Source organism: Paenibacillus oryzisoli (genome assembly GCF_001653565.1).
GTDB lineage: Bacteria > Bacillota > Bacilli > Paenibacillales > NBRC-103111 > Paenibacillus_E > Paenibacillus_E oryzisoli.
The window spans coordinates 1-14,044 of sequence record NZ_LYPB01000070.1; the positions used below are offsets into that span (position 1 = coordinate 1).

3 protein-coding genes are annotated in these 14,044 nt (G+C 45.3%); all 3 read left to right on the forward strand.

The features are described from left to right. Window positions 1-226: 226 nt before the first annotated feature. Window positions 227-916 (forward strand): S1 family peptidase, encoded by a 690-nt coding sequence (locus A8708_RS16315; protein WP_068665261.1) that lies wholly within the window; start codon window positions 227-229, stop codon window positions 914-916. 11 nt (window positions 917-927) lie between these two features. Further along, the gene (locus A8708_RS16320) at window positions 928-6,312 is read left to right on the forward strand and encodes a DUF5011/hyalin repeat domain-containing protein (RefSeq protein WP_068665263.1); all 5,385 of its coding nucleotides are present in this window, start codon (window positions 928-930) and stop codon (window positions 6,310-6,312) included. Window positions 6,313-6,420: 108 nt separating this feature from the next. Beyond that, on the forward strand, window positions 6,421-14,043 hold the full coding sequence (locus A8708_RS16325) for an S-layer homology domain-containing protein (protein WP_068665265.1): 7,623 nt from the start codon (window positions 6,421-6,423) through the stop codon (window positions 14,041-14,043). The last annotated feature ends 1 nt before the right edge of the window (window position 14,044 follow it).

Below are 14,044 nucleotides of genomic sequence, written 5' to 3' on the forward strand. Positions count from 1 at the left end.
CGCTGGAGGAGCCGAATGCGATGACCCGCACGTTCGGTTCTGTGAGAGGCCCATGCAACTATGCATGGGCCTACTCTATTTTTTGTTCTCTTTCGACACTGTTTTCCTTTTTGTGAGAATTTTGAGAGAACGACTCTTTATACTAGTTAGGTATATAGAACTATCATTTACACGAGTGTTTGCAGTCTAACAGCAGCAAGATTTTGGATGTATGAGGTGAATGTACGTGAAGAAAGCGACTAGGTTTTTTATTGTTTTAATCGGCGCGTTATGCCTCTTTACGAGTCATTATATGATTTCTGACGCAAATCCGCCAGAAACCTACGGGGCAGAAGCGATTTATGCGAATGCGGAAAAGGCGCTCTTTTATGTGCGGGCTTTTCGTGAGGATGGCACGTTAAAAGATGTGGGGACAGGCTTTGTAGTGGGAGAAGATGGTACCGCACTTACGGCCTATCATGTGATCGGCGGGGCTGACCGGATTACCTGTGTGAGGAATGATGGAAGCATTGAAGAAAATTGTCGGGTTGTGTCGCAGGACGAAACAACCGATACGGCAGTGCTTAAGTTTCCGCAGGATAAGAGCGGCTACGAACCAGAAGGCGGCTATGCTTATATAAATTTGAGGACAAGCAAAGTGAAGCATGGTGAGAAAGTGTTTGCCATCGGATATCCCATGAAGGATACGAAGATCATCACGGAAGGCATCGTCAATAGCCCGCGAGCGAATATTAATGGCAGAGATCGCATTCTTGTATCCTCACAGATCGTAAACGGTATGTCAGGAGGGCCAATTTTGGACAAATATGGACATGTGACGGGACTTATTTCAGGGTCGCTTCGCACGATGAACAATATTCATTTGGTTGTCAATATGGAAGATATAGATAAGGTTATGGATAAATATTCCAATTAGGGGGTTCGAAGGTGAAAAAAAGAATGAAGACACATATTTCAATCTTTCTTGTGGCGACGATGTTGATCACAATGGTTTTCAATCTATCAGCAGGCGTGGCGCAGGCGGGAACGAGCGTGAATACGGACTATGTGAAGAGACATTTTCATCAAGTGGAGATTATCAATGGTGAAGCGATGTCATCTTTCACTACCTCGTTTGGTGGAGAATACACGTTTGAGGATGATGACGATGATATGGGTGAGCCTAATAATGCTGCGTCAGATGCAGCACAATTCAATGCATTCCCATTGTTCTATAAAGCTGCTTTCGGCGGTGGGGTTACTGGTGTGAGCGTAACGAGCATCGGTGAGGAGCTGGATCCGGAAGACAGTGATATTGAATTTAACCAAACGTCCATTAACCGTCTGGATGGTCATTTCATCGGGAAAATTAAAGTTGCCGATATCCCGGAGTTGAAGAAACTGGCTGAAAGCGGTACTGCGCGTTTCATGGTCAAAGCCGGTATATTGAACAGTTCAAGTTCTAATAATGCACAGATATGGGTCTATACTGATAAGCAGAACCGAAGTGGTGATGCGCTAGGCGAACATGATGGGACCGCCAAAATCGGTTGGGATGGGAGTCCGTCCAAGTGGACCGACGTATCCTATTCGGATGATGATGATGACAAGCTTAATGTCAATTCACCGTGGCTCAGCTTTGCGCCTGACGACTATATCATTCTAGAGACAGAGACGAATAGTGCTTCTACAGAAGTGAACGGCATCCGCCTGTATTTCGCTGATATCGACGCACCTATGATAAAGGATTATACCTTCACAACAACCGGTACAGAACGGGATAATACTGAAATTAATCAGAAGGAGCTTTTTTTGAAAAAGGAGCAAAACTTCAATCTAACCTATAACTTCAGCGAGTACGTTAGGGTAGAAGCTCCGGAAATCATTACGAACAATCTAGCAAGTCATAATTTGTTTATGAATCCAGCAGGAACAGGCTTGCCAGGGGCAGGTCAGAATCAAAGCATGAAGCTGGATTTGACATCGGAGCAGTCGAAGGAGTATACGAAAACGTTGCCTTACAAATATACGGCAGCCGATTATCACCACACGGGCAACTTGCCGATCGACGCTGGCGGGGATTTAGAGCAGAAGAAGCTCAATGCATCGGGATCGTTGTGGGAAAAGATCGATGCCTCCAAATTCCATGACGCGGCGGGAAATCCACTCAAGATGGATGGATTTAACAAATCAAGTTCATCCAGTTCCAGTTATTTGGCTGGCAAAACGATAAACCCTTTTGACTATGGTACGAATTTAGGCTATCGCGTCATTATTGATGCAGTACCTCCGAAATACTCGTCGGTCGCTAACGGAATTCAGCCGGAGATTGTGACCGGCAGTACATTGAATAAAGGCGATGTCATCAACTTCAAGGTGCAGTTGACGGAAGATGCGATCGTGAAAGAAGGGGACAATTGGAACGCTAACGGTCTCTATCTTCTTTTCAATAATGGGATGAAAGCTGAGTATGTTGAAGGTGAAAATACAAGTGTTTGGAGATTCCGGGCAACGATTACGGAAAGTGATTTGGACGTATCCTTGCTCAAAGCGATTGCTCTGACGCATAGGCTTAAGTCGGGTGGGACAGACAAGGGAGTTATTCAGGATTATGCAGGCAATCTGCTGATGGATTCAGCGAATGTCAGCCCATCAACGAATACAGATCCTTCCCAAGCCGTACCTAATACGAAGATCGATTGGGCTAATCTAGCTATTGATAACAAAGCTCCGAAGATCGACTTCAGATACGATAGCGGTGTAACGGATGCCGTATACAAGCAAGTTGACAAGCTGACGATTGATGCCAATGATGAAGCGATTATTACGCCACCGCTTGATCCAGATGAACCGGGCGCTGTGAGACCAAGTCGAGGCATCTATCATCCGATTAATATGACGGGCTCAAAGCCTGAAGACTCTTCAGGAGTAGGACTTGTCTACTATTATTGGAGTCAAAGCGAGCGCAATCCTTTGGAGGGCAAGGAAGCCGATCATTACGCAGCGATCAAACGATTCTCGCTAACAGGCGAGAAGCCAAGCAGTGTTCTGTATCCAAGTGAAATGTCTGATTTTGAGCCTGTTGTTGCCAATAATAAGACCAATTTGCTGATCCCGCCAATGGAAGCCTTCGAACCAGCGAATAGCGGCGCGTGGTATCTGCATACATGGACTGCGGATATGACGTGGGACACAGCAAGAGAATTAATGCAATATGACAAAATGAAAACATACAAAGTGAACAACCCTGCTCAGTATACGGGGTGGATCAATGAGTTTAAGACGCAAAATCCTACTGGTTCTGAGGCGGATGCAGAGAAATATGCTTCCGATAAAGCGCTTGTAGCGGTAGGTAACTATAAGGATACGTCCGTATGGAAACTTGAGGATTTCAAGCAAGACGATTCCAACTGGACCTACGCACGAGGGATCCTTCTTCTGGACAATGAGTCGCCCGAATTATCAGCCGCAGTGTCTGGTGGCAATAATACGGCTGAGGTGAAGGTGGCAGTTACAGCCGAGGATAAGCACAGTGGTATTGATCCTGCCAAGCTGCAATACCAGTGGGTTAAGGTCGGAGAGCGTTCGAATCCAATCGCCTGGAAAGTAGTTCCTGAGGATCGTTCGGTCTCCACGTTGAACAACGTAGATGAAGCTGGAGAGTATGAGCTTCATCTCATGGCTGTGGACAAAGCAGGTAATCAAACGATAACGCAAATGGCAGACACTGTTCATATTGATCCGATTAAAAAGATTATCGTTGATTTCTCGCCGGCAGCTTCAGTAGAGTACGTACAGAGTCATGATGTTACTTTCTCGATCAAGGGAATTTCTGTTGCTGAGCTTACCTATGCGTACAGTCCATCACCTGCGCTGCCACCTACGGTTTCTTATCATGTATATGGAAGCAGCACGGTTACAGAGGATGTCTATTATTTTACGATAAATAAGAATGCATGGCTTAATGGTGTGCAGTATCTGCACATTAAAGTCAAGGAACAAGGTACGAATGACACCTATAACTATAGTGAAGCTTATCATTTCGATAATGCGGCACCGCTTGTTACCTTCAGTAAAACAGGAGGAGCTTATCCGAAGCCATCGCATATCGTCGATGTGACAGTCAGAGATACGCATAGTCCGAATGCAATAATTACGAAATATCAATGGGTGAAGTCAGGAGACACGCTTCCGGACAAAGCTTCGGTAAATTGGAAAGTTCTTCCAGAAGACAACAAAGCTATGATTGATAATACGAACTTAGCTGAGGGTGAGGCTGCTGAATATACGCTATATGTGTACGCCCAAGATGCTGCGGGGAATGACGTGATTAAGAATACCGATACATTCATGGTCACCAGAGAAGCGAATAAGCCGATAGAAGTACTGCAGAAAGATCTCATTTATATGGATGGAAATGAATCAGACGGCTATTATGCGATTGTCAAGCTAGAGCTAAAAAATATATCCAAGGAAGGGTTCGAGTTTGCCATTTCTTCCGATGGCGGAACAACATGGAATCCGTGGTTGCCGTATTCGAATTTCTCGAAGATCAAAGTGCAGAGCGCCAAGGTCCAGGATTTCAATCTTCGCGTTAAATTCAAATCAGCTTTGGGGACAGTGAGTGATGTTAGCACGATTGATACGAGTGAGTACGCTGCTATAGACGAGCCGATATATGGACTTGCCGTGCATAGTACGCTGAAACCAGCGAAAAGCAACGTGCTTCGCATTTCGGTGCCGGCGGGAATTAAAGTCTCACCTGCATCCAGCACGAACAACCCGATGGTACCCGTTCGTAAATCGGGCAACAATTTCGAGGTAACGATCAATGGTCTGTATACCTTTGATCTGACGGATACAATGGATAGCACAAAGACCGAGAAACTGATGATTGTCGTAAAAAACATAGACAATACACCGCCGACCGCAGATTTTATTCAAAAAATCACAGAACCGACGACGGCCAATGTATTAGTTAGATTAGATCCTTCTGAAGATGTTCGTATTCTGAATAATGAGGCACGAGCTGATTATCTTTTCAAAGATAATGGCACATTTACATTCCAATTTGAAGATGAAGCAGGAAATCAGGGTTCGGCTACGGCAACTGTCACGAATATTGACCGCTCTCAGCCTAACGTGGAAATTGTAAAATCCTATACTTACGGAGAGCACGGCAGCAAATCTTTCAAGACGATTACGGATTCCGATGACAATGTGATGTATACGCAAGGCGTCACGTTGAGTGTCTTGAATAAGGATCCTGACGATCCTAAACAATTTATTGTGGTGAATGGCAAACAACAGATAACCGTGTACGATAATGGCCCCCTTGATTTTATTATTACAGATGCCTTGGGCAATACAACGTTGCTGCAAGAAAATGTAACGAACATAGTACCGAATTTACCAGATCCTGAGCGTATTACGTATGAGTTCATTGATGAGCAGGGCAACCTCGTACCCGAGGGGGAAATCGTTACCAGCGGCGGTAAGCGCTATGCCAAGGGCAAGGTGAGAGCAACTATAATCGGTAAAGTTGATGCGCCAAATCAAGTGTTTCGAGGAACTGTGCCTGTGAAACAAGGTGCGGCCTACAGCAATTTGATCAGTAATGAGACGGGAAGCTATACGACTTCGATGGTTTATGGAGCAAACGGCGAGATACGAGTTGCTTTGAGCGACCTTCTCGGCAATATCAACAGACCCCTGATCAAAGTGGAAGGTCTCGACAATACTGCTCCTGTAATTAAGTTGAATAGTTCGTTTGTTGCGGTTGTACAGAATCAAGAGAATTTCAATCCGCTCGTCGATCTTGGCGGGTATTCAGCTTCAGATAACCTATCGGAAACGAATAAACTCAAGGTTACAGTTGAAAACTTGGATATATCCAAGCTAGGCAAGCAGACGGTGACATATACCGTGACCGATGAAGTTGGCAACACGTCAAGTGTGAAGCAGAACGTGGTCGTACTGGCTAACAGCGGTCTGCTGATTATTGGGAATGATCAGGTTATTTCATCGGCTACAGGGGAAAGTATTCTGTTCGATCAGAACCATGTCACCTTTGGGATCTCCGGGTTCAATGTCATGAATGTTGATGGACAAAGCGTGATGAACGAGCGTGGAAGGTACGATATTCTGTACCATAGCGGCCTCTATCGTGAAGGACAGATGAAGTATATTGCACAGCAAGTAACTATGGAGCAATTGCTGTCCCATACCTACAAAGTCGAATTCCCTGAGACGGGATGGTATACCATCATCGTAAGGACGCAAGAAAGAGAACGGGAATTCGCTACATTCTTCATTAGCAAATTGAAGAAATAACGCTGTTGTTCAGGTTTGCCAAGTCATCATGATTGCCGGAGTAGGAAGACATGTCTGTCTCGCGCTCCGGTCAATCATTCTATCTCATGCAAGAAGGAGCCATAGCTGATGAGAGTAATAAGAAAGTGGTTGTCTATTTGTTTATTGATTTCTCTGGTATTAAATTTCCCCTTATCCGTATTGGCCGATGTGGTTAACCAGAAAGACGTGACGGTGCTCAGCAATAGCTTCCTGAAGGTAACGGTTGATAATAACACGGGCAGATTTGCTATCCGTACAGTGGAAGGGCAGCCTATTCGCAAAAATGATCAAAATGTCAATATGATGTTCAGAGGCGACGATCCTGAATCATCCTTTACCACATTCCGAATTGACGGAACCGATTATATTTTTGGGAATCCATATAAATTTGCTGTTGATTTTTTCTCGGAAATTACGAAACCGCGAATTGTCAGCAATCCTGACGGTACGAAACAGGTCGAAACGGTTTGGACAATTAAAGGGGTAGAGATTAAGCAAATCTTAATGCTGTATATGGATGTTAAAGACATTGCGAATTCAGGCAATGTGAACGTTCGTTATGAAGTGACGAATCACTCGGGTGCTGATGTACAGGTCGGAACGAGAATTTTGCTAGACACGATGGTTGGTGGCAACGATGGGCCTGCATTTCAGGTGGGAACCGCCTATCAAGTGCCCTTGCAGGTAGAAAGAAAACTCGTGGATGAATCCAAGTTGGACTCCTCTGTAGGGGAACATGAAAAAGCTTTATTTACATTGCCAGCCTATTGGGTGATGAAGGATAAATGGGATAAGTCGAATCCGCTTGCAACCAATGTGGTTGCCTACGGATTTAATAATTTCTCGGAGAAAGACATTAACATTGTGGATGAAATGATTGTTGGCCATTGGAATTCATTGGCGAATACCAAATGGGATTACACCGTTAATCCTAATCTTGATTTCACAACCGACACGAATGATTATGGGACTGCCGACTCCGCTGTTGCGTTGTACTGGAACGCTGATCCAATCGCCAAGAATGCTATGAAAAGCTTCGAAACAGTATATGGATTGGGTGAAATTGTCGAGCCGGACAAGGTGTTTTCCATTCGCTACATTGATCCTGTTAATCAATTAGCTACAGAGGAGGATGGGAACGCCTATGTGAATGAAGGCGTATTTGACATTGTAGCGGAAATTGAGAATTTGCCTTCTTTTAACATAGAGCATTCTAACATTCAACTTGAGATGACATTAGATAGTGGACTTAGCTTCGTTGAATTGGATAGCAAGGGTCAACCTATTATCGAGAATGGCAAAGTCAAGACGAAAACAGATCGTTCAATGAAAATAAACTACCGTAAAGAGGCCACGCCTGAGGAAGCTCAACATGGCATTCAGCCCAAGTATAAACCAGGCGAGACGGTTACAGCTTCATTCAAGGTAGTTGCTAAAGGCAGGGCATGGCCAACGACCAAAGAATATATGCTTACGGCAAGCAGTAAAGAAACCGAGAAAGCTCTGGACGAGCTTAAGAGTAAAAGTAAATATCAAGATAAAAATGAAGACAAAAACCAAGCAAATGATATGTCTATAGAAGCGCAATATATGTCCAGCAAGGCAAACTTTGTGTTTCTGCCACCTGTTGGAACCGCTGCGCAGTCGTATGTGTATGCCATGTCGCCTGAAGAGGCTTATGCGACAGATGTGAAGTACATAACGCTTAATTTATCGAATATTGAAGCCTATTACACAGGTAATGCAACAACGGATCCGAATTTTGATCTGTATTTCAAAGAAATGGCGACAGGGCAACGCTATAAAGTGCCTGTGAAGGATTCGGTTATTCTGCAGCCGGCTGGAGATGGTCAGGTCGGGGATATGCGAATTTCCTATCGTACGGGTGATATGGTCGATGCAAACGGAGCCGTCATGAAGGACGAAAATGGGAAAGAACTGAACAATTTAGGTCCAGAACTGCCCCTTGGTGAATACCAGGTCGAGATTGATTACAAGGGGGACAAAGGGGACGATCCGGAAATTGCGCAATTGTATGATATTACAACGAATCAAAGATTTGTTGTGAGTGAGAATGAAGAAGCTAGGGTGCGGAAAGCCAACATTCTGACGGTTGTTAAAACGAAAGTGGACTTGACAGCTCAACCAGGCAAGCCACTGAGTACAGAGGAAATAGAAGAGCTTGAAGAAAATTTCCCTGGTTATAAAGTGAAGGATAGAACTCAGCTTAATAATGATATCTCTATTTTCGGACTCGTGAAAGGCGCTTTGGGTATTGCAAGTAAGGCTGTTGATCCGCAGTTTGATATTGAGAATGCGTTATCGAACGAGGAAGTAGCGGCATATCGATTAATGCCCTTTGAAAGCGAAGAAGAGCTTGAGGCGTATAAGGAAGAGATTGAAGAAGAAGCGAAGGACAGTGGTGAAGAAGAACCGGGAACGGAAGTGCTGGTTGAAATCACAGGCATGATCAATCAAATCGGTTCCGGTGATGATGCGGAGTATGTTGTCGATACCAAAAAAGAGCCTGCCATTATCAACAAAAGCGTTGCTTATAGCGGGAAAGATATGGTTTTTGCCAAAGGAAAGCTTGATATATTCGGAATTAAGGCGAACACGGACAAGATTCCATTCTTTAACACGTTGAATATCAAAGGCGATGGCACGCTAAGTGTGGCAAGCAGCGGATTTGTCTTCAACAAAGGAGAATGGACGCTAGATTTCTATAATGGTTTTGATAAGTCTTTGACCAAAAAAGAGGAAGAAGATGAAGAAGGGGAAGAGGAAGAAGAAGAGGAAGAAACTGGCGGCGAAGACGACTCCTTAAATGGCTCGTTGAAATGGGCAGTCGGAGGACTTGGCGATCGATTAAATCCGCTTCGTCAGTTGATGGTCAGCGATGTCTATTTCAATAAGCACAGTTTATTTGCAGCTCCAAGCTTCTCGATTAATGGGTTTGGATTGAAATTCAATGACTTCATCTTGCGAGAAGGTGGTGTGTCATTTGGCGGCACTGTTTCTTTGAAAATTATCGAATCGGAGATCAAGAATGTTATTTTCAATGATAAAGGCTTTGTCGGCATTGATGCGGGATTGAAATTTGATCTGAATGAAAGTTTAGGGCTGATCGAAAGCACGGAAGAAGAGGAGGATGGCAAGAAGAAGCCGTCTGGTGAGATTAATATCGTTCATTACGAACAAGAAGTAGAAGGCATCGAGAACACCTACGGATTGAAGTTTAATGCGAGTCTTAGCGGGATGACAAGCGTAGGCGTCGAGATTGAATTTAAGAAAGTGAAAGATAAACGCATTCTTCCGAATGTGATTGGTTTCTCTGCTGATTTGGGCGAGCCGGGTGTACTGATCGCAGGTGCAACATATTTGACGAGTATTCGGGGGGCCATTCGCGAGCTGGCGGATACAATCGCTGGAGGAAGTAGTGATGTGCCGCTGACCATTGAAGCAGGTGCAGATGTTTCCTTTGGCGTAAACCCGGCAACGTTCTATGGCAGCATTGATATGACCTTGCGACAATCAGGGATCAGATTAGCAGGTAAGCTGGACTTTAGCGAAGAGCGGCTTGTGATGCTGAAGAAAGCTACGATTGAGGCACAATGGATGACGCCGTGGTTTGTCAGCGCTTCTGCAGAAGTAGACATTTTAGGCTGGGACGTCATTATTGGAAGAGCTAGCATTTTTATCGGACAAAATTTAATTAAGAATAGAATTGATTTCGAAGGCTTCGTCAATGCAAAAGTTCAAATTCCGGGAAGTGTTCCGGTTGTAGGCGGTATGGCCTTAGGTGGAATTTCACTAGGTGCTAATAATGACAAGATGTGGGGCAGTGTTTCAATTTTGTTTATTAGCTTGGGCATCACGTACTACTTTGATGGAGATATTGAATTCGGTACTTCGGGAGAAAAGCTGCCGGATGGACTGCTGTACTTGCGGATGGAAGACCCCGAAACAGGTCCGAAATTAGTCGCCATTGGTCAAGGTATTCAGACGCTGGCTACCTCGTGGGAATCCAGAGAGGATGCCATTCATGACATTGAGTATCACAGCATCTCTGAGGGTGTAAGTATTCTGGATAACGGTTCAATGAATATCGGGATTGGCGGTATTACCGTTTCTGATGAAGGTAAGCTTCATGCGATTCCGATGAGCAATGTAACGGGCGATGCACTTCTTGAGCTCGAATACTTTGGGAACAAAGCGCCTAATCTGGTGTTGAAAGACAACAACGGAAAGGACTATAAGTTAATCTATGATGAAACGAGAACGAATCCGCAAGCGAATGCCTTTACCCAGCATATTCCAACGGGTGTACAGGCAGCAAGAAACAAGGTATACATTGCCATACCGAAAAACCTTGTAGGTGGCGGTATCTGGAAGCTGTATGCGGATCAGCTAGTGGAGTCCAAGCTTCTTAACATTCCACAGGTAGCAAAATTGGATGAGATAAAGCTGAGCCCAAGCGCGGCAGATGTGAATAAGTTTACCGCATCGTGGAAAGTGAGTAACGCGAAACAAGGGGATACAGTTAACTTGTACTTAACGAAAGATGCGGTAATGAACCAGCAAACTGGGGCAGGCGGAGACATTCTTGCGCCTGGTGATGCCGGCATGTTAATTGGCAAGGATTTGAATGTCTCCAATCTGGGAGGCAAGACGGGCAATTTGACAGCAGGGCAAGTGGAGATTGACGTCACTAAAGTGCCTTTGTTAGGAGATACGGAAGATATTCGTGGCATGCTTGCCCAAGGGAATTATTATTTGCGTGCAGAGTTGAAGTCTACAAGCAATTTCCAGACGAAGACGACAGCGAATCGGTTCGAGATTGTTGATCCGTTAGCGCCAACAGCTGTTAGTGATGTTGCCTTGAAGCCAGTAGGAAACGGGTACTTCGAGTTGTCTTTCAAACCTGCACCGAAGAAGCCGGACCAAGCAGAGTATGGACACAGCTATGCCATTGATGTCCTGCAGCAAGTCAATGGCAAACTTGTTCCCTATTCGAATTTCGGGTCTCTGCTATTGAGTGACAAGAAGCTTGAGAGCTATTGGAATGCACAAAGCGGAAAGTATGAGCATATTCGCTTAGGCGGATGGACGGCTACCTCAAACTCCAACGCGGTGGATCATGCCAGCTTAGAAGGCAATTCCGCACAAGGAACGATTAAATATACGGGACTTGAGGTTGGACAGGAGTATGTCATCGGGGTATCAGCGGCAACGAAGCCACCGAAAACGGCGGACAAACACGAGAATAATCACTTTGCGAACCGGATCGACACCGCAAGTACGTTATTGCCCGTGCCAAGCAAGCCGAAGCTATCCCCACAAGTGACGAATGGGAAGCGGCTTAGCAAGGTAACGGATGCGTTCATCGAGGTGCTTACGAATACGACGGAGCAAAGTATCACTTTTACGTCAGATCAACCCAATGTTGAAGTTGAAGCGATCTATGATGACCAATCGCTGGGGAAAGTTGACTTGGTCAACCAGCAAGGCGGCAGCGCAGGCACTTTGAATTTCACAAACTTTACAACTGACGGCAAGTATGCCATTGAACTGAAAACGAGAAATACAAGCACAGGAGATTTCTCGATTACGATGCTGTACCTGACAGTAGATACGATAGCGCCTGTCATCTATATCGACACGCCGTTGACTGGTGAACGTACGAAGAACGGTAAAATTAAAGTATCCGGTACGACAAGCAATGATTCGACGATGGAAGTGAATGGACAACGGGTCACCGTTGGGCAGAATGGCAAGTTTGCTGGGGAAATCACAGCTGCCAGCGATGATCCGACATTCCCAATATCGTTTCAAGCGTTGGATCATGCAGGGAATCGTAATCAAGCGTCAGTGACGCTGACGAATGGCTCGTATCAACTGCCAGTTGCGTTGGTGCTGCGCAACGTGCCGAATCTTAGAAAGAATGAATCTAGAAAAATAGAAGCTTTCTTGCGTTTGCCTGATGGCAAAGATACGCAAGGTCATCCCAAGTTTAAGGAAGTAGTCGTTCCGAATGCAGACAGCAATAAGTTGACATTTTCCAATTATTTGGGTGAAGCAGTGTCAGTAGCCAGCGATGGTACTGTGAAAGGCTTGAAAGAGGGCGCAGGTATTGCGAAAGCGGAATATGCGATATCCGATACGGTGTCACTTCAGGCGATGACAGCTGTAATGGTTGAGGAGTTTATTTCCAGTTACACACAGGCTGTTCCTAATAACACGACTGCGACGAAAGTCAACGTTGTTTCTTCGGTAGATGTAACGAAAGCATCTCTCGTTTATCACGTGTATCCGAAATCGCTAGGAGTGCCAGTTGCTCCTAAGTATGGGGATGATGTGAGCGGATGGAGCTTGCTGCCTGCGGATGGGATTATTCCTGTAACTGCGGGAGACAAGATTGCGCTTGCGAAGAAGAGTGATGGTGGTAAGCAGGCTGTTGCAGTAAGCGAGTTGATGCCTGCCGTTATTTGGAGCTCATCAACTGGTGGTTTTGGCGGTGGTGGCTTCGGTGGATTCCCTGGCGTTAATTCGGATGTTCTAGTAGGCGGTGAGAAGGTCGCTTCTGAGAAGAAGGATGATCGGATCTTCGTTAAGATTTCCGATACAACAGGAATCGGCAAGGGCACGAAGCTTTCCATTACATCACAAGATAAGACAGTTGTTGGTTATGAATTTGATATCAGCACAAAAGTATTGGAGCAAGCAGCGAAAAGTAAGCAAACCATTGCGATTTCATCTCCTTTTGCAGAACTTGCATTCCCTGCTAGCGAAGTAACAGGCCTTTCTGATGACTTGCAAGTCAAGATCGATAAGAATAGCCAGGGGGAGAAGAATAGCTTTGAACAAATTGCTCATGAGCTGCAAGCTGATTTGTTAGGCGGCGGACAGGGAGTCAGATTCGACATTCAGGCATCGAATGCTTATAAGGATCGATCCGTACTAGCCAAAATCGCATTGCCAGATGACGTGGCCGCAAACGATATAACAGCGGTTGTGCTCAAGGATGCGAATGGCAATTGGACAACCGTTCCGTGGAAGTTTGATGTCGTTAACAATCAAGCTTATGTGAATCTGGTGTTGACTGGCAGCGGAAGCGTGGCTTTTATTCGCAATCATCCCAACTTTGTTGACGTTGAAGATGAGAGCTGGGCGAAGAAATCGATAAGTGATGCGGCAGGTCGACTGTTCATGTTGGGCAGAACAGCCGATCAATTCGTACCGGATAGCCATATTACGAGAGCAGAGTATCCTACTGTGCTGCTCCGAGTGCTCGGTCTTATGAACCAAAAAGCGGATGTTCGTTTCGAGGATATTGAGAGAATTGATTGGTACAGCCGTAGTGTAGCCATTGCAGCAGAGAATGGCATCGTCGATGGCTTCAAGGACGGCACTTATAGACCGAACGAAGAGCTGTCGAGGATGGAAGCCATGGTGATGGTAGGACGAAGCATGAAACTAATCGGCGTGGATGCTGCGATGACTGAAAGCGAAGTGAACAGCACGCTTGGTGCTTTCAAGGATGATGCATCCATACCAGATTGGGCAAGGGAAGCTGTTGCCTTGTGCATCAAATACGGCATTATTACAGGGCAAGATCAATCCGTCAACACTGCTGATGCACTGACTAGAGCACAAGCAGCGGCTATTGCGATCAGATTCAATCAACTCGTACCTATTAGCTTTCCTTAAA